Source organism: Paraburkholderia sp. RL18-101-BIB-B (assembly GCF_046026985.1).
Lineage (GTDB): Bacteria > Pseudomonadota > Gammaproteobacteria > Burkholderiales > Burkholderiaceae > Paraburkholderia.
This window is the reverse complement of the sequence record NZ_JARESV010000001.1, coordinates 238484-261891: the sequence shown is the minus strand read 5'-3', so window position 1 is coordinate 261891 and position 23408 is coordinate 238484. Positions and strand designations below refer to the sequence as shown.

General features: G+C 63.9%; 22 protein-coding genes. 8 read left to right on the top strand and 14 right to left on the bottom strand.

Annotated elements, in window-relative coordinates:
* Nucleotides 1-9: 9 nt before the first annotated feature.
* The 4 genes from P0D73_RS01200 (at nt 10) to P0D73_RS01185 (ending at nt 2879) form a co-directional block, all read left to right on the top strand.
* Nucleotides 10-399: a cytidine deaminase gene (locus P0D73_RS01200; RefSeq protein WP_408429161.1), complete on the top strand. Its 390-nt coding sequence runs from the start codon at nt 10-12 to the stop codon at nt 397-399.
* Nucleotides 396-1361, top strand: coding sequence for a nucleoside hydrolase (locus P0D73_RS01195; RefSeq protein ID WP_408429159.1), 966 nt, complete (start codon nt 396-398; stop codon nt 1359-1361). The genes P0D73_RS01200 and P0D73_RS01195 overlap by 4 nt, the downstream gene beginning before the upstream one ends.
* Before the next feature lie 213 nt (nt 1362-1574).
* Nucleotides 1575-2510, top strand: a complete 936-nt coding sequence (gene panE / locus P0D73_RS01190; RefSeq protein ID WP_132377885.1) for a 2-dehydropantoate 2-reductase — start codon at nt 1575-1577, stop codon at nt 2508-2510.
* A 69-nt stretch (nt 2511-2579) separates the two neighbouring features.
* Nucleotides 2580-2879, top strand: coding sequence for a hypothetical protein (locus tag P0D73_RS01185; protein ID WP_132377883.1), 300 nt, complete (start codon nt 2580-2582; stop codon nt 2877-2879).
* Between the two features lie 94 nt (nt 2880-2973).
* Here P0D73_RS01185 and P0D73_RS01180 read toward each other — a convergent pair whose 3' ends face one another.
* The 7 genes from P0D73_RS01180 to P0D73_RS01150 are packed head-to-tail and all read right to left on the bottom strand — an operon-like array spanning nt 2974 to nt 9825.
* Nucleotides 2974-4020: an ABC transporter substrate-binding protein gene (locus P0D73_RS01180; RefSeq protein WP_408280975.1), complete on the bottom strand. Its 1047-nt coding sequence runs from the start codon at nt 4018-4020 to the stop codon at nt 2974-2976.
* A gap of 32 nt (nt 4021-4052) precedes the next feature.
* Complete coding sequence (locus P0D73_RS01175) at nt 4053-5180, bottom strand: NAD(P)/FAD-dependent oxidoreductase (RefSeq protein WP_408175049.1); 1128 nt, start codon at nt 5178-5180, stop codon at nt 4053-4055.
* Nucleotides 5173-6606 (bottom strand): FAD/NAD(P)-dependent oxidoreductase, encoded by a 1434-nt coding sequence (locus P0D73_RS01170; RefSeq protein WP_408429155.1) that lies wholly within the window; start codon nt 6604-6606, stop codon nt 5173-5175. The genes P0D73_RS01175 and P0D73_RS01170 overlap by 8 nt, the downstream gene beginning before the upstream one ends.
* Nucleotides 6603-6995 carry a (2Fe-2S)-binding protein gene (locus tag P0D73_RS01165; RefSeq protein WP_408429153.1) on the bottom strand — a complete coding sequence of 131 codons (393 nt, stop codon included), beginning with the start codon at nt 6993-6995 and terminating at the stop codon, nt 6603-6605. The genes P0D73_RS01170 and P0D73_RS01165 overlap by 4 nt, the downstream gene beginning before the upstream one ends.
* Entirely contained in the window at nt 6995-7789 is a 795-nt protein-coding gene (locus P0D73_RS01160) for an ABC transporter permease (protein ID WP_408249223.1), read from the bottom strand. Before P0D73_RS01160 ends, P0D73_RS01165 begins: the two co-directional genes overlap by 1 nt.
* A gap of 37 nt (nt 7790-7826) precedes the next feature.
* The gene (locus tag P0D73_RS01155) at nt 7827-8741 is read right to left on the bottom strand and encodes an ABC transporter permease (protein WP_408175044.1); all 915 of its coding nucleotides are present in this window, start codon (nt 8739-8741) and stop codon (nt 7827-7829) included.
* The gene (locus tag P0D73_RS01150) at nt 8734-9825 is read right to left on the bottom strand and encodes an ABC transporter ATP-binding protein (RefSeq protein WP_132377869.1); all 1092 of its coding nucleotides are present in this window, start codon (nt 9823-9825) and stop codon (nt 8734-8736) included. The genes P0D73_RS01155 and P0D73_RS01150 overlap by 8 nt, the downstream gene beginning before the upstream one ends.
* A 302-nt stretch (nt 9826-10127) precedes the next feature.
* On the opposite strand from P0D73_RS01150, the gene P0D73_RS01145 reads away from it, so the two are divergent.
* Nucleotides 10128-11009: an IclR family transcriptional regulator gene (locus tag P0D73_RS01145; RefSeq protein WP_408249228.1), complete on the top strand. Its 882-nt coding sequence runs from the start codon at nt 10128-10130 to the stop codon at nt 11007-11009.
* A 62-nt stretch (nt 11010-11071) separates the two neighbouring features.
* On the opposite strand, the gene P0D73_RS01140 is transcribed toward P0D73_RS01145, so the two are convergent.
* On the bottom strand, nt 11072-12652 hold the full coding sequence (locus tag P0D73_RS01140; protein ID WP_408312103.1) for an OprD family outer membrane porin: 1581 nt from the start codon (nt 12650-12652) through the stop codon (nt 11072-11074).
* Between P0D73_RS01140 and P0D73_RS01135 the strand changes: the two genes are divergently transcribed.
* Nucleotides 12586-12801, top strand: coding sequence for a hypothetical protein (locus P0D73_RS01135; RefSeq protein ID WP_408312339.1), 216 nt, complete (start codon nt 12586-12588; stop codon nt 12799-12801). The genes P0D73_RS01140 and P0D73_RS01135 overlap by 67 nt on opposite strands.
* A 38-nt stretch (nt 12802-12839) precedes the next feature.
* On the opposite strand, the gene P0D73_RS01130 is transcribed toward P0D73_RS01135, so the two are convergent.
* The 6 genes from P0D73_RS01130 to P0D73_RS01105 all read right to left on the bottom strand — a co-directional run bounded on the left by P0D73_RS01130 (nt 12840) and on the right by P0D73_RS01105 (nt 19105).
* Nucleotides 12840-13865: an ABC transporter ATP-binding protein gene (locus tag P0D73_RS01130; protein ID WP_408312106.1), complete on the bottom strand. Its 1026-nt coding sequence runs from the start codon at nt 13863-13865 to the stop codon at nt 12840-12842.
* Complete coding sequence (locus P0D73_RS01125; protein ID WP_408429149.1) at nt 13862-14860, bottom strand: ABC transporter ATP-binding protein; 999 nt, start codon at nt 14858-14860, stop codon at nt 13862-13864. Before P0D73_RS01125 ends, P0D73_RS01130 begins: the two co-directional genes overlap by 4 nt.
* A 1-nt stretch (nt 14861) precedes the next feature.
* A complete protein-coding gene (locus P0D73_RS01120; protein WP_408175037.1) occupies nt 14862-15776 on the bottom strand; it encodes an ABC transporter permease in 915 nt (304 codons plus the stop codon).
* Between the two features lie 3 nt (nt 15777-15779).
* A complete protein-coding gene (locus tag P0D73_RS01115; RefSeq protein WP_408280997.1) occupies nt 15780-16718 on the bottom strand; it encodes an ABC transporter permease subunit in 939 nt (312 codons plus the stop codon).
* Nucleotides 16719-16734: 16 nt separating this feature from the next.
* Nucleotides 16735-18351, bottom strand: a complete 1617-nt coding sequence (locus tag P0D73_RS01110) for a peptide ABC transporter substrate-binding protein (protein WP_408175036.1) — start codon at nt 18349-18351, stop codon at nt 16735-16737.
* A 181-nt stretch (nt 18352-18532) separates the two neighbouring features.
* Entirely contained in the window at nt 18533-19105 is a 573-nt protein-coding gene (locus P0D73_RS01105; RefSeq protein WP_132377855.1) for a helix-turn-helix domain-containing protein, read from the bottom strand.
* Nucleotides 19106-20034: 929 nt separating this feature from the next.
* Here P0D73_RS01105 and P0D73_RS01100 point away from each other — a divergent pair.
* Nucleotides 20035-21576 carry a peptide MFS transporter gene (locus P0D73_RS01100; protein WP_408175035.1) on the top strand — a complete coding sequence of 514 codons (1542 nt, stop codon included), beginning with the start codon at nt 20035-20037 and terminating at the stop codon, nt 21574-21576.
* 212 nt (nt 21577-21788) lie between these two features.
* A complete protein-coding gene (gene pdxR / locus P0D73_RS01095) occupies nt 21789-23261 on the top strand; it encodes a MocR-like pyridoxine biosynthesis transcription factor PdxR (protein ID WP_408429146.1) in 1473 nt (490 codons plus the stop codon).
* Nucleotides 23262-23408 lie beyond the last annotated feature (147 nt).

Sequence of the window (23408 nt, the reverse complement as noted above, 5' to 3'; positions counted from 1 at the left end):
GATTGCTGGATGAATATGGAACAACTGTTGGAACGCGCGGGCGTCGCGCGAGAAAAGGCCTATGCGCCTTATTCGAAATTCAAGGTCGGCGCGGCGCTGCTGACCAAAGACGGCCGGGTGTTCGACGGCTGCAATGTCGAGAACGCCTCGTACGGTTTGTGCAATTGCGCGGAACGTACCGCGTTTTTCAGCGCCATTGCTGCGGGTTATCAGCGTGACCAGTTCGCAGCGCTTGCGGTGATCGGCGATACGGACGGCCCGATCGCGCCCTGCGGCGCGTGCCGCCAGGTGATCATCGAATTGGGCGGCCCTGAACTGCCGATTCGCCTCGGCAATCTGCATGGCGCCACGCGCGACACCACCGCGCGCGAACAATTGCCGGATGCGTTCTATCTATGACCAAGCACAAGGTCATCTACGACACCGACCCAGGTGTGGACGATGCAATGGCGCTCGTGTTTCAGGCGCTGCATCCGGATATCGAACTGCTCGGTCTGACGAGCGTATTCGGCAACGCGACGATCGAAACAACCACGCGCAACGCGCGCGTTCTCGCCGGACGGTTCGCCGCCGGCGTGCCGGTCGCGCAGGGTGCGGCGGCTCCGCTCGAGCGCAGCGCACCTGAACCGCTCGCCTGGATTCACGGCGACAACGGGGTCGGCAATATCGCGCTGGATACAACGGACGCGGCCGCGCTCGATGCGCGCCCCGCGCATCGCTTCATCATCGAGACGGTGCGCGCGCATCCTGGCGAAGTGACGCTGCTTGCCGTGGGCCCGCTCACGAACCTTGCGCTCGCGCTTGCCGACGATCCGCAGATCGCCTCGCTCGTCAAGCAGGTGGTGATCATGGGCGGCGCGTTCGGCACGGACGGCGTGCTCGGCAACGTCACGCCCGCGGCGGAAGCCAATATCCTGGGCGACCCGGATGCCGCCGATATCGTGTTCGGCGCGGCGTGGCCGGTTGCGATCGTCGGGCTGGACGTCACGCAGCGCACCATCATGAGCCACGAGTATCTGGCTTCGCTGCGCGATCGCGGCGGCGCGGCCGGTCAGTTCGTGTGGGAAGTGTCGCGGCACTACGAGGCGTTCCACGAGCAAAGCGCGCAGCTTGAGGGCATCTACGTGCACGATTCGTCCGCGGTGGCCTATGTGCTGGCGCCGCATCTCTATACGACGCGCAGCGGTCCGGTGCGCGTGTTGACGGAGGGCATCGCGGTGGGCCAAACCATCCAGAAGCCGTCGGCCATGCCCGTGCCCGCGCCTGCCTGGGATAGCCGCCCCGACTGCAAAGTATGTGTCGAGGTGGATGTGCCGGGCATGCTGGCGCTTTACGAGCACACCATTTGCGGCACGCTTTGAGAATGACGCGGTCGTATGACAGACTCACATGCGGCAGGCGCGGATTGATCTGACGTAAGCCGCTGTGCAATGCAACACGCCGGACCACGGCAATCCTGGCCGGTGCCGATCTTCAATCTTTGCTACATTTCTGCACACGCACTGCATAAGCGCCTCCTGAAGCCGTGGCTCATGGACGCCGGTGCGTGACCGAAATCTATCAAGAGGCCAAAGATGCGAATTCTAGTAGTAGGGGCGGGCGCCGTGGGCGGCTACTTCGGCGGGCGTCTCGCAGCGGCGGGCCAGGACGTGACCTTCCTCGTGCGTCCCGGCCGGGCGGAAAAGCTCAAGCGTGACGGACTCGTCATCAGCAGCGTGCGCGGCGATCTCAAGCTGCCCGATCCGCAAACGATTCTCGCCGGCGTCAGCGCCGAGCCGTTCGATCTCGTACTGTTGAGCTGCAAAGCCTTCAGTCTCGACGACGCCATCGATTCCTTCGCGCCGCTGGTCGGCGAGTCGACGCTGATTCTGCCGATGCTCAACGGCATGCGCCATATCGACGTGCTCAACGAAAAGTTCGGCGCCGCGCGCGTGCTGGGCGGTCAATGCGTGATTGCCGCGACGCTCAATGCCGAGCAGCACATCGTGCATCTGAACGACACCCACGCGATCACTTTCGGCGAACCGGCCGGCGGCACGTCGGAGCGTGTCCAGGCGATCGCCGACGCGATGGCCGGCGCGAATTTCGACGCGCTGGTCAGCGACAACATTTTGCTGCGCATGTGGGAGAAGTGGGTGTTCCTGGCCACTTTGGCGGCCGGCACGTGCTTGATGCGCGGTTCGGTGGGCGATATTCTGGCTGCGCCGGACGGCAAGCGCGTGATCGAGAATCTGTTGGGCGAATGCCGCGCGGTGGCGGAGCACAACGGTTTCACGATGGGCCCGGATTTCGACGCGCGCGCCACGCAAACGCTCTTCACACCATCGCCGCTCACCGCTTCCATGCTGCGGGACGTGGAAAACCACTCGCATACCGAGGCGGATCACATTCTCGGCGATCTGATTTCACGCGGCGGCGACGCGCAAAAGGGCGAGCACGGCTTGTCGTTGCTGCGTATCGCCTATAGTCATCTGAAGACGTATGAAGCGAGGCAGGCCCGCACGTCCTGAGCGATACCACGGGCACGAATCGGGACTCCGCTGGCATGGCCAAAACAGCCTAACGATCAGAGGTGAAGCATGCCGAGTCCAATCGGATCAGTGCCCGCACTCAGTGCCGCTTCGGCCACGATCTTCTCGATCGGCATCGTCTTTCTCGGCTACTGGGGTTTGTATGAACCGACCACATGGCGAGTTGCCGACGTCTTCGTCTTCGTGTCCGCGCTGATCGGCTTCGGGTGTCTCGGGCTCGTGCCGTGGGTCGCGACGAGTCCTGTCGAACCCGAATCCAGCGATAGCCGGATTCGCATTGCGCGGCATCTGTTTCTTGTCGGCGTGGTGGGAATCTGGCTTGCGGTGGCGATGTCGGTGATCTTCTAGCGCAGCCACGCAACACGACGTTCACGCACAAAAAAACGCGCGCCTTGCAGCCTTGCAAGGCGCGCGTTTTCGTTGAAGCGCAACCAATCGGCGCTTAGCGCTCGATCTGCCGGTTCCAGCGCGTATCCCACTGCGCGCGGTGCGCGTTGATCGTATCCCAATCCACTACCGTCACCTTGCGCACCAGATCGTCGACGTTGCCGAGGCTCTGCTGCATGGGCGGCGTCATCTTCGCGAGATGGTTGGTGGGAATCTGGCGGCCGGCCTCGGCGGCCCTGGTTTGCGCCGGCGCCGACAACAGGAATTGCGCGAGCTTCTGCGCCAGTTGCGGATCGGGGTTGTTGTTGACCACGCACAGGTCGACCAGCAGCAGCACCGGACCTTCCTTCGGATTCACATAGCCGACCGGAATGCCCTTGTCCGCCAGATCGCCCACGGCGGTCGGCGTCAACGGGAACAGGCCCGCTTCGCCGGTCTGGACCATTTCGGAAATCTTCGCCGAGTTCGGCACGTACTCGACCACGTTCGGTCCCACCGTACTCGCCCATTTCGTGAAGCCCGGCTCCACGTTTTGCTCGCTGCCGCCCATCAAGCGGTTGATGGCGAGAAAGCCGTGCAGCCCGAAGGTGCTGCTCGACGCCGACTGGAACACCACCTTGCCCTTGTATTTCGGATCGGCGAAATCCATCCACGATGTGGGCGGGGCCCAGCCTTTTTCAGCGAACAGCTTCTTGTTGTAGGCAATACCGGTCATGCCTAGTTGCACGCCCGCGCCCATATCGTCCTTCATGCGCGCGAACGGATAGAGTTCCTTGAGAACGGGCGCGTCGTCGAGCTTCTTGCACACGCCCATGCTGACCGCGCGCGCCATCACGCCGTCGTCGAGAAACACCACGTGAATCTGCGGGCTGGCCTTGTTGGCGAGCAGCTTGGCGAGAATATCCGACGACGTGCCCGGCACCACCACCACCTTCACATTGTTGGCTTTCTCGAAGTCGGGCAGCACCTGGCTCGTATAGGCCTTCTCCATCGGACCGCCGTTCATGCCGATGTAGATCGTCTTGCTTTGCGACCACGCCGGCGCGGCTGCGCCGAATGCACACAATGCGGCCAGCGCCGCGAGCGTCTTGAACAGTTTCATTGAGGGGCTCCTGAGATTCACTAAACGAGGACTTAAGCGACCGGAGAGGTCGCGACAGCAGCAAAGCGGCCAATCGAAAAAGCGTCGAGTGGCGTGGCGGTGGCGCCGTCGACGACGAGATCGGCGAGCACGTCACCGACACCCGGCGCGAGCAGGAAGCCGCCGCCTGAAAAACCGAATGCATGCAACAGACGCGGCACGGTACGGCTCGCACCGATGATCGGATTGCTGTCGGGCGTTTCGCCTTCCACGCCGCTCCATGTGCGGATCAGCAGCGCCTCGCGCAACGCCGGGAGCAGCGCGCACGCATCGCGCATCACGGCGCGCGTGGTGTCCGTCGACGGCTGGCCGTATTCGCCGTCGCCATGTCCGCGTCCGCCGCCGATCACGCAATTGCCGCGCGCCACTTGCCGCGCGTAGATGCCGCCGCCATACACGCCCAGGTTGTGCGTGATGAAGAGCGGCAGCGGTTCGGTGACCCACATGTTCGGGTAGATCGGTTTCATCGGCACGGTCTCGCCGAAGTGGCCCGCCACCGTATTCGCCCACGCGCCTGCGGAATTGATGAGCCAATCGGCGCTGATGCGCAGGTCGCCGGCGCGCAGTTGAAAGCGCGTGCCGTCGTGATGAATGTCGGTGAGTTCGGTTTGCTCGCGCACGTCCGCGCCGGCGGCCCGCGCGGCTCGTGCGAATGCGGGCGACACCAGCCGCGGATTCGCATGACCGTCCGTCGCGCACAGCGAGCCGCCGACGGCCGCTGGCCCGAGCCACGGATAGCGTTGGCGGAACGCCGTGCCGCTGATCAGTTGAGCATGCAGTCCATAGTCGCGCGCCATGTCGGCCCACGTTTGCAGCGCGACCAGATCGCTTTCGCTGCGCGCCAGGCGCAAGTGTCCGGACACCGTGAATTCGCCGTCGATGCCGATCAGCTCCGGCAAGCGGTCCCAGATACGCCGCGCGCGGATCGCGAGCGGCATCTGTTCGACAGGGCGTCCCTGGCAGCGCACGCCGCCGTAGTTCACGCCGCTTGCTTGCGCGCCGCAATAGCGCCGCTCGAACAGGCCGACGCGCAAGCCTCGCTTCGCCAACGCCAGCGCAGCCGATGAACCGACCAGCCCGCCGCCCGCGATCGCGACGTCGTAGTGCAATGTGTCACTCATCGCGCGCCTCCACGGGGATGTCGGCGATGTCGTCGGCAACCATCTCCGGCGAGAGCGGAATCGGTTTGACGGGCGGCTGGCTGCGCAGGCGGCCCACCGCGTCGAGCAATTGGCCGGTTTCCTCGGCGAGCAGGGTCAGCGCGGCTTCGCCGCACATGCGTCCCTGGCAGCGGCCCATGCCGACGCGCGTGAGCGCCTTCAGCCGGTTGATCTCATTCGCTTCGCCGTCGCGGATGCAGCGCCGCAACGTGCCCGCGTCGACCTCTTCGCAGCGGCACACGGTCATGTCGTCGGGCCATTGCGACGCGCATTTGGCCGGCGGCGCGAACGCCGTTTCGATGCCCTCGCGAAATACCGCGATACGTTTCAGGCTGCGCTCGATCGATGCGGCGTCGGGCATGCCCGGACCGCGTGGATGCGCGATGCCGAGATCGTCGAGCAAGGCCAATGCGGCGCGGCGGCCGGCCAGTTCGGCGGCGTCCGCGCCGGCGATGCCCGCGCCGTCGCCGGCGAGATAAAGGCCGCGCACGGAACTGCGTCCCGCCGGGTCCACTTCGGGGAGCCAGCAACGGTTGGTCGCGTCGAAACGGAAGCGGCAGCCCGCGAGATCGGCCAGCTGCGTTTCCGGCTTCAGGCCGAAGCTCACGCCGACCGCGTCGCATGCAATGGTTTCGGTCGGCGAATCTTCACGCGACGCGCGCCATTCGAGCGCTTGCACACCATCGACGCCGCGAATGCCGACCAGCGTCACATTGCGCTCGATCCGCACGCCATGCGTTTTCAGCCAGCCGACGTAATACAGTCCTTTCGCGAAAGTAGACGGCAGGCGCGCGAGTTTCGGCGCTGCGGCGATCTGCTGCGAGAGCGGACTCGTGTCGAGCACGGCCACGACTTGCGCGCCGGCTTTCACGTACTGGTACGCCACCAGATACAACAGCGGTCCGGTGCCGGCCAGCACGACGCGCCGGCCGATCGCGCAGCCTTGCGCCTTCAGCGCGACCTGGGCCGCGCCGAGCGTGTAGACGCCCGGCAAGGTCCAACCCGGTACCGGCAGTACACGGTCGGTCGCGCCGCTGGCGATGATCAGATGCGAGAACGGCACGCGCAGCTCGCGCCCCGCGTGCAAGGTATCGAGGCGGCCCGCTTCGCAGGCCCACGCGAGCGTGTCGGGGCGATAGTCGAGATGAGGCAGAAGTGCGGCCATGGTCGAATGCAGGGCTTCGGCCTTGTGCGCTTCGAAACCATAGAGCGTTTTTTTCGAGCGCTCGAAGCCGCCGTTCGCGGGCGGTTGCCGATAAATCTGGCCGCCCCAGCGTGCGTTTTCATCGATCACGATCGGCTTCACGCCGGCCGCGACCAGCGTCTCGGCAGCGCGTACGCCGGCCGGCCCGGCGCCGACGATCACGATGCGGCGTTCGTCGCTCATCGGGCGTCTCCGGTTTCATCCGCGGCGCCGGCTTCCACAGCGGCGAGTCGCGTGAGCACACGCATGCCTTCGGTCACGAGCGTCGAGCACGCGCGCACGCGCTTGCCGTCTTCGGTGCGCATCCAGCAGTCCTGGCATGCGCCGATCAGGCAGAAACCCGCGCGCGGCGCGCCGCTGAATTCGCTTTCGCGCACGCGGCGTTGTTGCATCAGCACGGCCGTCAGCAGCGTATCGCCTTGCAGTGCGGCGACTTCCTGGCCGTCGAGAAAGAAGTGCAGCGGTTCGCGCCGCGTTTCCGCCACGCGGATGAACTGCGGCTCGCGGCGTGACGCGGGAGCGTGAGTAGGCGGCAAGGTGGACGGCATGAGAGCTTGGTCGGAAGAGGACATCAGTGCTGGCCGATCAGAATGCGGTTCAGGCCGTACACGCGGTCGAGCAGCAGCATCGCGCCACCGGTGATGAAGATCACCAGCGCCGAGACGGAAGCCATCATCGGATCGATCGATTCGGTCGCGTACATGTACATGCGCACCGGCAGCGTGACGGTTTGCGGCGAGGTGACGAAGATCGACATGGTCAATTCGTCGAAGCTGTTGATGAAGGCCAGCAGCCAGCCGCCGGTGATGCCCGGCAGAATCATCGGGAAGGTGATGCGGCGAAACGTGGTCCACGGGTCGGCGCCGAGCGAGTGCGCGGCATGCTCGACGCTGCGATCGAGGCCGCTCACCGAAGCCAGCACGAGCCGCATGACGAACGGCGTGATGATGATCATGTGCGCGAGCACGAGCCATGCGAACGAGCCGGTCGCGCCGATCAGCGCGAAGAAGCGCAGCAGCGCGATGCCGAGTACGAGGCCGGGAATCACGAGTGGCGACAGCAACAGCCCGTTAAGGAAGCTGCGTCCCGGAAAGCGCGCGCGGCCGATGGCGAGCGCGGCGGGCAGCGCCACGATCAGCGACAGTGTCGCCGAAGCGAATGCCAGCTTCAGACTGTTGAAAAACGCGCCGATGAAATCCGGGTAATTGAGGATCGCGCGAAACCAGCGCAGCGAGACGCCGTGCGTGGGCAACGTGAGCGTTTCGTCGGGCGTGAAGGCGACCAGCACGACGATCACGAGCGGGGCGAGCACGAACGCGATCACGAGCGTGTGGAAAATCAGCGCGATGGGGCCGTTTTTTCTCATGATGTTTTCACTGAGTGAGCCAATGTATGCCGATGAATTAGCCGAGGCTTCTGGTGTACTTGCGTTCCAGAACCCGGTAGTACGTGAGCATCACGATCAGATTCGCGACCAGCAAAAGGAGCGCGATGGTTGCACCGAGCGGCCAGTTCAGCGAGCCGAGGAATTCGTCGTAGACGGCGGTGGCGGCGACCTTCAGGCGTCGTCCGCCGAGCAGGCCCGGAATCGCGAAGGCGCTCGCCGACAGACCGAACACCATCAGGCTGCCCGACAGAATGCCCGGCGTCAGTTGCGGGAGGACGATGCGGCGCAGTGTGGTGGCCGGCGACGCCATCAGCGAAAGCGCGGCGTTTTCCGTTTGCGGGTCGAGCTTCTGCAAGGCGGTCCATACCGGAATCACCATGAACGGCAGCATCACGTGAACGAGTGCAATGACGATCGCGAAGGTGGTGTACTCGAGTTTGTACGGCCCGAGTCCGACCAGACCGAACGCCTGGTTCACGAGGCCGTTGGTGTTGAGCAGCATGCTCCAGCCGAACGCCCGTACCACCACTGAGACCAGCAGCGGCGCGAGAATCACCAGCAGGAACATCGAGCGATACGGATCGCGCATGCGAGAGAGCACGTACGCTTCCGGCGTGCCGATCACGATACACAGCAGCGTGACCAGAAACGCAATGCCGAAGGTCCGCAAAAAGATGGTGTGGTAATACGACGAGCTCAGCACTTCCGCGTAATTGCCGAACTGGAATGCGGCGATCGGCCCGCTGGCCGGATCGAAGCGATAGAACGTCAGCACTAGCGTCATCAATAGCGGCACCAGCACGAGCGCCACGAACAGCAGAAAGGCCGGCGCGCACATCAGCCAGAGCGGCAAAAACGCATGCCAGGGCGCGCGGCGGCTGTTGCCGGATTTCATGTCGCGGTCGTCGGTGGCGGGCAGCGTACTAGCCATGATGCGCGTCCCGTTGAATGAAGCGGATTGCCTCGCTGTTCCAGTCGACGCCGACCGCCGCGCCTTCGGCGAGCGGCTCCGTGCCTTCGTTCTGGCAACACACCAGCACTTCGCCGAGCCGGCTGTCCAGCCGGTACAACCATTGGCTGCCGAGGAAGAAGCGGCTCGTCACGGTGGCCGGCACACGTCCCGCGTTCGGTGCGCACAGGCGCAGCTTTTCCGGGCGGATGCACAAGGTCACCGCGTCGCCGACGCCGACCACGCGCTCGCGCGCCGGCAACTGCGCCGTGTGCCCCGTCTCGGCGAGATCGTGGCCGAGGTCGATGCGGATCGCGTCGCCGTCGCGCGCCACCACGATGCCGGGCAGCATGTTGGCCTTGCCGATGAACTGCGAGACGAAGCGATTCTCCGGGCGCTCGTACGCTTCGTACGGCGTGTCGATCTGCGTGATGCGGCCGGCTTCCATCACCACCACGCGATCGCTGATCGACAATGCTTCGGATTGATCGTGCGTCACCATGATGGTGGTCGTGCCGATCTTGCGTTGAATGCCGCGCAGTTCGAACTGCATGTCTTCGCGCAGCTTGGCGTCGAGGTTCGACATCGGTTCGTCGAGCAGCAGCACCGGCGGCGCGATCACGATGGCACGGGCAATCGCCACACGCTGCCGTTGACCGCCGGAGAGTTCGCGCGGAAAGCGATGCGCGAGCGCGTCGAGGCGCACCAGCGCCAGCGCTTCGCGGATGCGCTCCTTGCGCTCGGCCTTGTCGATGTTGCGCATCTCCAGCCCGAAGCCGACGTTGTCAGCGACGCTCATGTGCGGAAACAGCGCGTAGCTCTGGAATACGATGCCGAGACCGCGCTTGTTCGGTTTCATGTGCGTGATGTCGCGGCCGTCGAGCGTGATGCGTCCGCGCGTCGTCTCGACGAAGCCCGCGATCATCTGCAAGGTGGTGGTCTTGCCGCAGCCGGACGGTCCGAGCAACGAAACGAACTCGCCTTTTTCCACCGACAGGTTCACGTCGGCGACTGCCTGCAGATCGCCGAACGATTTCGTTACGTCCGTGAGTGTAAGGAACGACATGATCTGGCCTTTGGATGTTGCGACACCGGTTCAATCGACTACTGTCTCGATGACGCCGACTCTAGCTAGCCAAATTACCGTCAGTCAATTTCAAATTCCGTTTGACGGTATAAAATTGGAAAAAATTTCGTTTGATGGAATGTATTCGGTAGATCGATAGCAAACGTTCCGCTGCGTGACGTCCGGAAAATCCCTATGAATCATTAATGCAACGGCAAAAGAGAGGATGACGGGCCGGATTCCACTTGCGGATAAAACACTTTATAGTGTTCCGATCAGTGAAATAATTGCGAACCATAAAGATGAATGCTGCCGCCAAACGAGATACCGACCCAGCCGCCGCCGACGAGACCGGCGGCGCGCCCGGCCCCGGCATGCTGGAACGTGCGTTCGCGGTAATCCGCGCGTTGTCCGAAGCGCAACCCGATGGCGGCCGCGTCACGCGTCTGGCGAAAGCAGTCGGGCTGACGCAGGGCACCGTGCATCGCATCCTGCATGCGTTGATCGCGGAAGGCATCGTCGAACAGGACGAGAACTCCAAGCTGTACCGGTTGAGTGTCGATTTCTTCGCGCTCGCGGCGCAGGCCGGCAATCCGAGCGGCATGCGCACGCTGTGCCGTCCCGCGTTGCTGCGCTTGTGCGCGAGTCTGGGCGACACGATCTTTCTGCTCGTCAAAAGCAGTTTCGACGCAGTGTGCCTCGACATCTGCGAAGGGCCGTTTCCGATCCGCTCGTTCACCGGCGATATCGGCGGGCGTGTGGCGTTGGGAGTCGGGCAGGGCAGTCTGGCGATTCTCGCGTTCTTGCCCGAGGCCGAGCGCGAGGAGATCATCCGCTTCAACGTGCCGCGCATTCGCGGCTACGGCGTGCTCGACGAAGTGTATTTGCGCACTGAGATCGAACGTGTGCGCCAGTTGGGCTACGCGGGGCGCAATAGCGGCGTGCTCGACGGCATGGCGGGCGTGGCGGTGCCGATTCTGGATCGCACCGGCGTGGCGGTGGCGGCGTTGAGCGTCGGCACGCTGGCCGCGCGTCTGGGCGACGACCGTCTGCCGATGGTGGTCGAATTGCTGCGTCGGCAGGCCGATGCGATCGGCCCGCAAACCAATCCGTTCGATGTCGCGTTGCGCCGGCCAATGCACGGCTTGTCGCGCGCGATGACGACTGAACGGATCACGGGCTGAGCCTAAGCGCGATCACCGAGGCAGCGCGCAAACCGCGCCGCCCCGAATCGCGCTGGAAGCGCTTAGAACACCTTCACCGGCACATTCACCACTAGCCGGTATTCCATGTTGTTGCCATCCGAGTAGTGGTACTGGCTGTTGTGCCACATCGCGATGAACGTGATCTTCGTATCCTTGAAGCGTCCGCTTTGCAGCGTGTAGCTCGGAATGAAGCCGAACTCGTGGTGGTGGCCATGCACTGGCTCGCCGTTCTTCCAGTACAGATCATGCAGCGGCGCGGAAGGCGAGGCGTTTTCCGCCGCGCCCGCCGATGCATCCGCGCCCCAGCCGTATTGCCCCCAGAACATCGCCTTGAGCCCCGGCACGCCAGCGTATTTGCCGTCGAACGTATAGCGCAATTGCAGCGATTGCTCGTGCGGCGCGTTGTAGTCCACGTCCATCGAGTTGGTCAGGTAGATACCGTTGGTCTCGTTGACGTAGTCGAAGAACTGGTCGCCGAGTACCTGCTGGTAGCCAAGCAGCAGCGCATGCGGGCCGTGCTGCGCGGAGACCGACACGCTGTACGCATTGCTGTTGATGTGCCCCTGACGCGACGCGCCGGTATCGTGCGTCGAGTAGATGTTGGCGAGGCCGCTCCACTTGATGGTGGTCGGATCGCCGAACGACTGCGCGACCGAACCGTAGTACTGACGCCAGACGTCGTCGGCCTGATCGACATACAGGGCCATCTCGCCGTTCTTCGCGTAGTGCCACGTGCCGCCCACATACGTGAGGCGATCGATCCGCGTGCCGCCATACGAGGTGGTGAGATTGCTCAGGTTCGTGTGGCCGCGCGCGTCGACTTTGGTGAAGCTGCCGGCCTCGAGCGTGGTGTGCACGAGATCGTTGCTGACCATCGAGACGCCGAGGAAGGTCGGCGGCAGCGCGCGGTTGTCGTGTGGTTCGAGGAACGGGTTGGTGACGATCTGCAAACCGTATTTCACGACCGTTTCCGAAATGCGTCCCTTGATATCGTACATGCCGGGATAAGCCCACGCGAGCTGCTCCGACCCGCCGCCGTCCTTGCCGACGTGCACCATGTTGCCCGCGCCGTTGCCACCGTCGAGTTTGAGCGCGCCGAACAGCGATGCATCGACGCCGAAGCCGACCAGCCCTTGCGTGTAGCCGGATTCGTAGTTGGCCTGCACGCCTTGGACCCACGCGTGACGGTAGATCGTGTTGGGCGCCTGGAAGTAGTCGGAGTAATTGCGAAACTGCAGATTCAGATGGCTTTCGGCGATGAAACCCTTGCTCGCCGCCTGGCTCGACAACTGCGCGGGCGGCGTGACCGTTTGACTGGCCTCGGCGTTGACGATGGCGTTGGTGGTGTCGGGCTGATCGTTGCGCACCTGGCCGCCTTGCTCCGCGCGGCGCTTGCCGGACGTATCGTTTTGCTGCGTCGGTGTGGCCTGCGCGAGTTGCGCCGGGGACGACAACGTTTGCGCGAGCGTTTGAGTTTTAGACGCCTCGGAGGTGGGCTCCGTGACGCCGTCGTCGGCATACGCGTTAGCGGCTAGTGTCAGTGCTGGAAGCGTGAATGCGCAGTAAAAGAAGGTTGCTGCTCCGGTTTTTTTTGACCGGTTTTTTGATCGGCTATCTTTCATTGAGTACGTCTCTGATTATTGTGGTGAATCTTTGGCTGGCGGTTAGCCAGTCCACGTTTATCGTTCGTCCCGCGATTGGCAGGACGAACGAATCCAACGGCGCGACGGCCCGCCGCGCCGGGAATACGGTTTTAACTTTCTGGTTTTAGCTTCTCAGGTTCTTTGCTGTAGCGTTGCCCGAGGGCATTTACTTCGCGGTGTCTCCCACGCGAATGCAAGCGACGCGTGTCGCCTTGGCCCCATGCGTGACGGGCTGCGGAATCTCCCGGGTACAGGCTTCGATCGCATCCGGGCAGCGCGTGCGAAACGCGCAGCCGGAGGGGGGACTGAGCGGCGAGGCAATCTCGCCGCGCAACAGCAGATGACGGCGCGCGCGCTCCACGACCGGATCGGGCACCGGCACGGCCGAGAGCAACGCCCGCGTGTACGGATGACGGGGCGTGCCGTACACCTCGCGCTTGTCGCCGAACTCCATCACACGTCCCAGATACATCACCAGCACGCGGTGGCTGATCGCTTTGACGACGGCCAGATCGTGCGCGACGAACAGCAGGGAGAGCGACAGTTCGCGTTGCAGATCGCGCAGCAGGTTGACGATCTGCGCCTGGATCGACACGTCGAGCGCGGACACCGGCTCGTCGCAGATCACCAGTTGCGGCTCGCCGATCAGCGCGCGCGCAATGCCGACGCGCTGACACTGGCCGCCGGAAAACTCATGCGGATAACGGCGCAGATGCTGCGCGTTGAGACCGACGCGTTCGAGCATGGTCAGCACGCGCCGCTGCACGTCGGCACGCGCAATGTCCTGACCGTGCGTGAGAAGCGGCTCGGCGACGATCTGTTCGATCGTCATGCGCGGGTCGAGCGAGGCGAGCGGATCCTGGAAAATCATCTGCACGTCGCGGCGCAAACGCGAGGTATCGCGGCGCGCGCCCGGCAGCACGGTTTCGTCGCCGAGCCAGCGCACGCTGCCGCTCGCCACCGGCGCGAGTCCGATGATCGCGCGCGCGAGCGTCGACTTGCCGCAACCCGATTCGCCGACGAGCCCCACGGTTTCGCCGCGCCGCACGTTGAACGACACGCCGTCCACGGCGCGCAGCGTCGCTTTACCGGACCACGGATAACCGCCACGCGGCACGCCGAATTGCACCTTGAGATTGTCGACGCGCAACAGCGTGGCCGCGTCCTGGTTTGCCAGAGGAGTGGTGTTCATACGTGTTGTGCCTCGAGAATTTCCCCGACCGGCCGGTGGCACGCGCGCAGCGCGTCGGCGTGGCCCGCGGCGGCGGAAAGGGGCGGGCGCGATTCGCGGCAACGGTCGGTGCAATATCCGCAACGCGGCGCGAATGCGCAACCCGCGCCGACTTCACCGGGCAGGGGTGGATTGCCCGGAATGGTTTGCAGCGGACGGTCGTCGTCATCGTCGGTCAGACGCGGCAGCGCGTTCAGAAGGCCGAGCGTGTACGGATGCGTCGGCGCGGTGAATAGCGCGGCGGCGCTCGCCTGCTCGACGGTCTGGCCGGCGTACATCACCATCACGTCGTCGCACAGGCCGGCCACCACGCCCATGTCGTGCGTGATCAGGATGATCGCCGTGCCGCGTTCGCGATTCAGTTCGCGCAGCAGTTCGATGATCTGCGCCTGCACGGTCACGTCGAGCGCGGTGGTGGGTTCGTCGGCGATCAGAATTTCCGGTTCGGAGAGCAGCGCCATCGCGATCATCACGCGTTGGCGCATGCCGCCGGAAAACTCGTGCGGATACATGTTGATACGCCGTGCGGCATCGGGAATGCGCACCGATTCGAGCGTTTCGATCGCGCGGCGGCGCGCTTCGCGGCGCGACATCTTGCGATGCAGTTGCAGCGTCTCGGTCATCTGCCGTTCGATCGTCAGGAACGGATTGAGCGAGGTCATCGGGTCCTGAAAGATCATGCCGATGCGGTCGCCGCGAATCTTGTTCAGCGCCGCTTCGTTCATGCTCAGCAGGTTCTCGCCGCGATAGGTCGCGGCGCCCGACACCTTGCCGTTGCCAGCGAGGAGACCCAGCAACGCCATCACGGTCTGGCTCTTGCCGGAGCCCGATTCGCCGACGATGCCGAGCGTGCGCCCCGCTTCGAGTGAAAACGACACGCCTTGCACCGCGTCGACGGGTGCGCCTTCGCGGCGCGTAAAGCGCACGCTGAGGTCTTTGACTTCGAGTAGCGGCATGTCAACGGTCCTTCGGATCGAATGCGTCGCGCAAACCATCGCCGACGAAATTCACGCAATACAGCGTCACGCACAGCATCACGGCCGGGCACAGCAGCAGCCAGGGCATCGATTCGAGCTTCTGCGCGCCGTCCTGAATCAGCACGCCCCAGCTCGTCATCGGCTCCTGAACGCCGAGGCCGAGAAACGAGAGCACCGATTCCGTCAGCACGATGTTCGGCACGGTCACGCTCGCATACACGACGACCACGCCGAACAGATTCGGCACGATGTGGCGCGCGATGATCGAACGCGAGCTCACGCCGATCGCCTTCGCGGCGTCGATGAATTCGCGCGAGCGCAGCGACAGCGTCTGGCCGCGCACCACGCGCGCCATGTCGAGCCATGAAAACGCGCTGATGGTGAGCACGACCAGATAGAAGGCGCGGCCGAACATCGTCATCATCAGGATGGCGATCAGCATGTAGGGAATCGCGTACATCATGTCGACGATACGCATCATCACGGCGTCGACGCGTCCGCCCAGATAGCCCGCGGTCGCACCGTACGCGACGCCGATCAGTCCCGACACCAGCGTGCCGAGCAGGCCGACTTCGAGCGACACGCGCCCGCCTTGCAGCGCACGCGCGAGCAGATCGCGGCCGAGTTCGTCGGTGCCGAACCAGTGCATGTTTTGCAGCGTGGGCGGCAGGCTGATCGCGCTCCAGTCGCTATCGATCGGGTTGTTCGGCAGGAACCACGGACCCGCCACGCAGGCGAGCACGATCAGCATCAGCACGACGAAACCGGTAAAAGCGGCGCGGTTGCGCACGAAGCGCCACGCGGCGGTGGCGAGCGGGCCGCGCGAGCGCGGCGCCTTCGCGATGGCCGCGAGCGGGTCGAGCGCCGCGGCAGTCGATTGAAGAGAGCGGGGCATGGATCAGTACCGGATGCGCGGATCGAGCCACGCATACGCGAGGTCGACCAGCAGATTGAACAGCACGGCGACGGCGGTCGTCAGCACGACGAGGCCGAGCACGAGGGTGTAGTCGCGGTTGATCGCGCCGTTGACGACCAGTTGGCCGAGGCCCGGCAGCGCGAACACCGATTCGGTGACCACCGCCGCGGTGATCGACGAGATGCAGATCGAGCCGAGCAGCGAGACGACCGGCATCAGCGCGGGCTTCATGGCGTGGCGCAGGACAATCGTTCGGCCAGGCAAACCCTTGGCGCGCGCCGTGCGGATGAAGTTGCCCGACAGCACTTCGATCATGCTGCCGCGCATCACGCGGGCAATCGCGGCGACGTTGATGATGGTGAGCAGCACGATCGGCAGCACGCGATAGCGCCACTCGCCGTCGCCCCAGCCACCGGCCGGCAGCCAGCCGTGTCCTTCCGAAGTTTTCAGCAGGATCGCGAAGATCCACACGAGTACCGGACCGAGCACGAAAGGTGGCACCACGTTGCCGATATTGCCGAGCACCATCACGAAGTGATCCACGAAACGGTCGCGCCGCACCGCGGCCACCGTGCCGAGCGCGACGCCGATCACGACCGCGATCGGCACCGACACGCCGCCCACGCCGAGGCTGACCGGCAGCGCCTTCCACACCAGGTCGTTGACCGACCAGTCGGCATAACGGAACGACGGCCCGAGGTCGCCGTGCAGCAGTGAACCGAGGTAGTGGAAGTACTGCAACCACAACGGTTCGTCGAGGTGATACTTGGCGTTCAGGTTCGCCAGCACGGCCGCCGAGAGTTGCTTCTCGGTGTCGAACGGGCCGCCCGGGGTGAGATGCAGCAGCAGATAGCACGCGGTGATCACGGCGATAATCGTCGGGATCGCCCAGAGCGTGCGGCGCAGCGTATAGGCCAGCATGACGGTGCTCCCGTGCTTAGTGCTTGATCAGATACATGTCTTGCGTGGCGCGCTGGTCGAGGTAGTTGGTCGGTTTGTAGCCGCCTACATACGACTTGACCAGCCGGTCGGCCGAATACTGGAAGAGCGATACCACGGGATAGTCGTTCATGGCCAGATCGTGTGCCTGCGTGAACAACGCGGTGCGCTTCGCGTCGTCGAGCTGCTGGTTGCCTTCGTCGATCAGCTTGTCCACTTGCGGGTTGCAGTAGTGCTGGTCGTTCTGCACGCTGTTGCAGCGGATCAGATCGAAAAACGAGTTGGCATCGTTGTAGTCGACGAACCAGCCGTCGCGCGAGGCCTGCACCTTGCCGTCGTGGCGTTGCTTGAGCAGCACCTTGTATTCGACGTTTTCAAGCTTGGCGGTCACGCCGAGCTTGGTGCGCCATTCGGAGGTGGCGAACAACGCGACCTTCTTGTGCAGGTCGTTGGTGTTGTAGGTGAGCGTGAACGTCAGCGGCTTCGCGTCCGAATAGCCCGCGGTCTTCAGCAGGTTGCGCGCGTAGTCGATGCGCTTGGGCATCGGCCAGCTCGCCCACTCCGGCGTAAACACGCCCGAGCCTTCGGTGCCTTTGGCGATCAGGCCGTACATCGGCACTTCGCCGTCGGCCGTCAGACGCTTGGTCAGCAGGTCACGGTCCAGCACCATCGCCAGCGCCTGGCGTACGCGCTTGTCCTTGAAGGCCGGGTCGTCGTTATTCAGGCTGTAATAGTACGTGGCGATCTGCAGGCCGGTTCTCAGCTCGGAACCGAACTGCTTGCTCACCTGTGCATAGATGCCCGAGGGCACCGAGTAGGTGTAGTCGAACTGGCCGGCCTGATACATGCGCATCGCCGTTTCGTCGTTCTCGATCGGCAGGTAGGTCACTTTCGTGATCACGACCTTGCCAGTATTCCAGTACGTCGGGCTTTTGGTGGCCACCAGGCGATTGCCTGGCTGCCAGTCGGCCAGCGCATACGGGCCGTTACCCACGAAGTTGCCCGGACGGGTCCAGTCGCCGCCGAACTTCGTCACGACCGCGCGATTGACCGGCGTCATCGTCGCCATGGCCGTTAGCTGCGGGAAAAACGTGGCGGGCACTTCGGTCGTGACTTCGAGCGTGTACGGATCGACGGCGCGCACGCCGAGGCTCGCGAGCGGCGCCTTGCCGGCGAGAATCGCCTTGGCGTTCTTCACGAATTCGACCAGCACCGTGTATTTCGAACCCGTCTTCGGATCGAGCACGCGTTGCCACGAGTAGACGAAGTCGGCCGCCGTGACCGGCTGGCCGTTGCTCCAGCGCGCATCGTGACGCAGCTTGAAGACCCACGTATTCGGCCCGGTGCGCGACCACGATTCGGCGACGCCCGGCACGATCGCGCCGCTCGCATCCATGCGCGTCAGGCCTTCGAACAGGTCGAGCCCGATCGTATTGCCGGTCCATGATTCGATATGCGCGGGGTCGAGCGATTCGGTTTCGCCAGGCACCTGGCGGGTCATTTCCTGGCTGGCGGCGAGCGTGACGCCCGCGGGCACCGTGATGGCGAAAGCGGAAGGGGCAAACGTGAGGACGAGCGCAGTCAGCGCCGTCGCGTAGACGAACGGGGTTTTCATCGGTTGAGATCGCAGGAAAGGTCGAGAGAGAAACGCGCTGGCGCCAGGGCGCCCGTTTAGCTGCGTTGCTCGGGCCAAGGCGGCCCTTGTTGCTCGTGGTGGTAGCGCGACATGCAGGATTCCTTACATTTCGTAATGCAGGCAATCCCCGGCCGGCTCAACCGGATAAGGTGCCTGCTCTTTAGAACAGTCTTGGTGTGCCCACCCAGACGACCACCGACTCGATGCGCGCGGTGTTCACCCAGCTGTGCGGCACCGTCGATTCGTAATGCGCGCTGTCTCCCGCGTGCAACACGAACGTCTTGCCTTCCAGCGTCAACGACACTTCGCCGTCGATCACATACACAAACTCTTCCCCGGCATGCGTGGTGACTTCGGAGCGCTTCTGCCCGGGCGGCATCCTCACGAGGATCGCTTCGAGCTGACGGCCGCCCGTCACGTTGGTCAGCCGCGCAAACAGATTGGCCGAGTCCGCAAAACCGAAAAACTTCAACTGATCGCCACGACTCACGCTGCGTTCTTCGCTGGGCGTGTCGACGAAATACTGCACCGTGACCCCGAGTGCGTGGGCGATACCGGCCAACGAAGTGATGGACGGTGACGCCAGCCCGCGCTCGACCTGCGACAAAAACGGCTTGGAAATCCCCGCCGCGGTTGCCGTGTCATCCAGCGTCCGCTTGAGCCGTTGGCGCAGTGCGCGGATCTTGCTGCCGATTTCTAGTGCCGGATTGCTTTTTTGAATTGTCGTGACCATAGCAGGAGGAAATTAGCCCGTCAAAATTTGTTTGATATAAGTAAATATGGTTTGATTGCGTCCAGGCCGGGCTTCGGGTCTTTTAGCCCCGGTGCTGCGAGAGACCACATTTCGAGACGACACTCTATGTTGCCAGAACCGAAACTAATCCCAGCCAAATTGACTGGTTATTTCGAGAAATAGCAAACAAACGCAGTAACGGCTGCAGTATTGCCCGCCGCTAACCGCGGTTATGCAATATGAGTATCAGGAAGATTAAACGTATGACACAAAAGACTATTTTCGATGGCAAGCGCCGCTGCGGCCAAGGCGTACGGCGTGTAACGACAGGTTATTGACGCCGGATCAGTGAATTCCCTGAGTGACTCAGGATGTTTCTGTTTGCAGAATCAGCCCCGCTTGCGGAAGGGCGCGCATGTGCACACCACACGCGAACCCGGCCGCTGTTTTTCATTCCGCCCGCGGCGATCCCGCGCGGTGGAGCACTGTCCGGCACGTTCCAACCGAACGGCAGCCGGCGTAAGGACATGACCATCACTGCCGATTTTTCCCGCCGCGGGCTTTCCGCCTGCCACCGCGTGGCAACGCCGCTCTCTGTCGGCCCCGAAATCCCCGTTCGTCGCGATGCTTTATCATTGAGCCCGCTCCGCATGCCGGAGTCCGAGCCCGGTGTGGCGCAGGTTCCCTCAAGGGGACTTCCCGCGGGGCGTTTCGCGAGGCGGGCCTCGATCCCATCCCCTGGTTTATCTGCTGGTTTGGCGCTCTAGCGCGCGGATGAGCGCGCCTACGCGCTGTGGCCGCACGGTGCCGTGTGGTGCCTATTCGCACCGGTGACGCGCACGCTTCGCCGACTGTCTTTCCAGATTCCGTTTCACGCGCCGCGCGGCCAGTTCGCGCGACGCCGCAACCGTTTGAACAAGAGGTACATGATGAATTCATCCAACCCGCCCAGCGCGCGCGTCTCGCAGACCCGTTCGTTTTCGACGGTCTTTCTGATCGAGATGTGGGAGCGTTTCGGCTATTACGGCATGGCGGCGCTGCTCGTGCTGTTCATGATCGACAAGCTGCAATTCACCGACAGCCACGCCACCCTCACGTGGGGCGCATTCACGGCGCTGGTGTATGCGTCGCCGTCGATCGGCGGCTGGATCGGCGATAAGATTCTCGGCGCGCGCCGCACGATGATCTTTGGCGCCGGCGTGCTGTCCGTCGGCTATTTCATGCTGGCGCTGCCCAACGACCAGCTTGCCTATATGTACGCGTCGCTCGGCGTGATCGTGGTCGGCAACGGTCTCTTCAAGGCCAACGCCGCGAATCTCGTGCGCCGCATCTATGAAGGCGACGACGCGCGCATCGACAGCGCGTTCACGATCTACTACATGGCGGTCAACATCGGCTCGACGGTGTCGATGCTCGCCACGCCGTGGATCAAGGACCATTGGGGCTGGCATACGGCCTTCGCCGTCTGCTGCGCGGGGATGCTGCTGTCGGTGCTGAACTACTTCATCATGTTCCGCACGCTCGCGCATATCGGCTCCGCGCCGGACGTTGAACCGGTGCGCTGGAAGCGCGTCGGCGCGGTCGCGCTGGGTGGCCTCGCGCTCGGCGCGGCGACCATGTTCGTGCTGCAGCACAAGGCGATCGCGGTGGCCTGCGTATACACGGCGGGCGTCGCGATTCTGGCGATCTTCGGCTACATGCTGATGAAGTGCGAACGCTCGGAGCGCTCGGGGCTGGTCGCCGCGCTGATCCTGACCGCGCAAGTGATCCTGTTCTTCGTGTTCTACGTGCAGATGTCGACGTCGCTCACGCTGTTCGCGCTGCGCAACGTCGACCCGCGTTTCACGCTGTTCGGCGAAACCTTGTTCACGTGGAGCGCCGCGCAGTTCCAGGCGCTCAACCCGATCTGGATCATGTTGCTGAGCCCGGTGCTCGCGCTGCTTTATACGAAGCTCGCGAAGAGCGGCAAGGACGTGCCGGTGGCGGTGAAGTATGCGTTCGGTTTTGCGGTGGTCGCGGCCGGCTTCTTCGTCTACGCGGCGAGCGGTAAGTACGCGGTGAACGGGCGCGTGTCGTCGTGGTTCATGGTGGGCGGCTACGGTCTGTATTCGCTCGGTGAACTGCTGGTGAGCGGCCTGGGACTCGCCATGATCGCGCGCTACGTACCGGCGCGCATGAGCGGTTTCATGATGGGCGCTTACTTCGTGGCGACCGGCGTGTCGCAATATCTGGGCAGCGTGGTCGCGAATTTCGCGCAGATGCCGGCGGGCGATATGGATCCGCTCGAATCGTTGCCGCTCTATACGAAGCTGTTTACCGGCCTCGGCTGGCTCGCGGCAGTGGGTGCGCTGGTGGCGGTTCTGTTGCTGCCGTTGATGCGCAAGCTTTCGCGCGAGCATCAACGTTGCAGCGATGAGGCGCGTGCGACCGCGCGGCAAACCGCGGCATTGAATGGGGTGGTGGCGGAGTAATCGCGTTCCGGGTGCCAAACGCGGCGCACGTCACGGCGTGCGCTGGCAAAACTTGAATGGCGCGCCTTGCAATGCACGGCGTGCCATTTTGTATCTGGAGGCGCCGCGCACGCGCTTGAATGGCCATCGGATAGCACGGGCAGAGGTAAGCTAACGGTTGCCATTGGTCTTTTCAAATAACCGTTTCCCGGATACTCAAGGTAGCCACCCGGATGGAAATCCATATCGCGGTCGAAGGGCATCACGATCTGTCCGGACAGATCTATCGGCAGTTGCGCGCCGGCATTCTCGAAGGGCGTCTCGCGGGCGGCACGCGCCTGCCGTCCACGCGCGATCTCGCCACGCAACTGGGTGTGTCGCGCAAGACCACGCTCGACGTGTTCGAGCGGCTGCTCTCCGAGGGTTATCTGAGCGCGCGTGGCGGCTCGGGCACCTTCGTCGCCGATGGTCTGGAGCGTCTGCCGGTGGAGCGCTCCGCGCATGCGCGGGCGGCGGAGTCGTGGCGCGAGCGGGCCAAGATGAAGGCGGCCGCGCGCGCCCAGCCGCTGTGGGAGGAGATGCCCGAGAGCTTGCCGTTGCCGCGGCCTTCGGTGGCGTCGCCGCAGGACTTCGTCGGCGGCGCGACCGACAAGACGCTGTTTCCCTTCGACGTCTGGCGCCGCTGCGTGAATCACGCGTTGCGTGCGCAAGCGCGCGGCCCCGGCATCTATCGCGACACGGCCGGCGAGCAGGAACTGCGCCTCGCGATCTCGCGCTACCTCGCCTTCAACCGCGCCGTCGCCAGCAACTGGGAAGACGTGATCGTCACGCAAGGCGCGCAGCACGCGCTCGATCTGCTGGCGCGAATCACTTTGCGTGCCGGCGAAGTCGCGGCGATCGAGGACCCAGGTTACAGGCCGGCGCATGCGTGCCTGAAGGCCACCGGCGCGCGCGTGGTGCCCGTGCCGGTGGATGCCGAAGGCCTGATCGTCAGCAAGCTGCCGGACAAGGCGCGGCTCGTCTACGTGACGCCTTCGCATCAGTTCCCGCTCGGCATGCCGATGAGCCTCGAGCGCCGCGTCGAGTTGCTCGAATGGGCGCAGAAACGCGGCGCGGTGATCATCGAAGACGACTACGACTGCGAGTACCGTTTCGAAGGCCGGCCGATGGAGCCGCTGAAAAGCCTCGACCGCGCCGGACTCGTCGCCTACGTCGGCACGTTTTCGAAGACGATCTTTCCTGAACTGCGAGTCGGCTATGTGGTGCCGCCGGCCTCGCTCTATGGTCCGCTCATCAAGGCGCGCCAGATCGGCGACTGGCACGGCTGCACGCTCACGCAAACCGCGCTCGCGTCCTTCATGCTCAACGGCGATTTCGCCAAGCATCTGCGGCGCATGCACAAGACTTACGCGGCGCGCCGCGAGATGCTGCTCGACCATCTGCGCGGCGGCCTCGCGCCCTGGTTCGAACCGATCGTGCCGACGGCCGGCATCCACATGGCGGCGCGTTTGAAAGCGCCGCTGACGGAAGAAGCGGTGGTGAACGCGGCGCGTGAAGCATCGATCGGCCTGTATGGACTCGCGCCGTTTCATCTACGCGCGAAGGCGCAGCCGGGCCTGATGTTCGGCTACGGCAATATCGCGGTCGAGCACATCGACGCCGCGCTCACGAAGCTCGCCGGCATCCTGCCGCGGCTCGCGCGGTAAGCCCGTGATCCTCGTGTGCGGATTACTTATGGCTATCTAATGCCATACAAATCAGTGTCATAAACCCACCGTACTCTTGCGCCTCTGTAATTGTTTGTAATGCAAAGCCGGCCCGATGGTCCGGCATGACAACACAACAAAACCGGA

Bases quoted from the DNA above. Each gene is read 5' to 3' on its own strand.
- P0D73_RS01200 (WP_408429161.1), top strand. From the start codon at position 10: ATGAATATGGAACAACTGTTGGAACGCGCGGGCGTCGCGCGAGAAAAG.
- P0D73_RS01195 (WP_408429159.1), top strand. From the start codon at position 396: ATGACCAAGCACAAGGTCATCTACGACACCGACCCAGGTGTGGACGAT.
- panE (WP_132377885.1), top strand. From the start codon at position 1,575: ATGCGAATTCTAGTAGTAGGGGCGGGCGCCGTGGGCGGCTACTTCGGC.
- P0D73_RS01185 (WP_132377883.1), top strand. From the start codon at position 2,580: ATGCCGAGTCCAATCGGATCAGTGCCCGCACTCAGTGCCGCTTCGGCC.
- P0D73_RS01180 (WP_408280975.1), bottom strand. From the start codon at position 4,020: ATGAAACTGTTCAAGACGCTCGCGGCGCTGGCCGCATTGTGTGCATTC.
- P0D73_RS01175 (WP_408175049.1), bottom strand. From the start codon at position 5,180: ATGAGTGACACATTGCACTACGACGTCGCGATCGCGGGCGGCGGGCTG.
- P0D73_RS01170 (WP_408429155.1), bottom strand. From the start codon at position 6,606: ATGAGCGACGAACGCCGCATCGTGATCGTCGGCGCCGGGCCGGCCGGC.
- P0D73_RS01165 (WP_408429153.1), bottom strand. From the start codon at position 6,995: ATGTCCTCTTCCGACCAAGCTCTCATGCCGTCCACCTTGCCGCCTACT.
- P0D73_RS01160 (WP_408249223.1), bottom strand. From the start codon at position 7,789: ATGAGAAAAAACGGCCCCATCGCGCTGATTTTCCACACGCTCGTGATC.
- P0D73_RS01155 (WP_408175044.1), bottom strand. From the start codon at position 8,741: ATGGCTAGTACGCTGCCCGCCACCGACGACCGCGACATGAAATCCGGC.
- P0D73_RS01150 (WP_132377869.1), bottom strand. From the start codon at position 9,825: ATGTCGTTCCTTACACTCACGGACGTAACGAAATCGTTCGGCGATCTG.
- P0D73_RS01145 (WP_408249228.1), top strand. From the start codon at position 10,128: ATGAATGCTGCCGCCAAACGAGATACCGACCCAGCCGCCGCCGACGAG.
- P0D73_RS01135 (WP_408312339.1), top strand. From the start codon at position 12,586: ATGCGCAGTAAAAGAAGGTTGCTGCTCCGGTTTTTTTTGACCGGTTTT.
- P0D73_RS01140 (WP_408312103.1), bottom strand. From the start codon at position 12,652: ATGAAAGATAGCCGATCAAAAAACCGGTCAAAAAAAACCGGAGCAGCA.
- P0D73_RS01130 (WP_408312106.1), bottom strand. From the start codon at position 13,865: ATGAACACCACTCCTCTGGCAAACCAGGACGCGGCCACGCTGTTGCGC.
- P0D73_RS01125 (WP_408429149.1), bottom strand. From the start codon at position 14,860: ATGCCGCTACTCGAAGTCAAAGACCTCAGCGTGCGCTTTACGCGCCGC.
- P0D73_RS01120 (WP_408175037.1), bottom strand. From the start codon at position 15,776: ATGCCCCGCTCTCTTCAATCGACTGCCGCGGCGCTCGACCCGCTCGCG.
- P0D73_RS01115 (WP_408280997.1), bottom strand. From the start codon at position 16,718: ATGCTGGCCTATACGCTGCGCCGCACGCTCTGGGCGATCCCGACGATT.
- P0D73_RS01110 (WP_408175036.1), bottom strand. From the start codon at position 18,351: ATGAAAACCCCGTTCGTCTACGCGACGGCGCTGACTGCGCTCGTCCTC.
- P0D73_RS01105 (WP_132377855.1), bottom strand. From the start codon at position 19,105: ATGGTCACGACAATTCAAAAAAGCAATCCGGCACTAGAAATCGGCAGC.
- P0D73_RS01100 (WP_408175035.1), top strand. From the start codon at position 20,035: ATGAATTCATCCAACCCGCCCAGCGCGCGCGTCTCGCAGACCCGTTCG.
- pdxR (WP_408429146.1), top strand. From the start codon at position 21,789: ATGGAAATCCATATCGCGGTCGAAGGGCATCACGATCTGTCCGGACAG.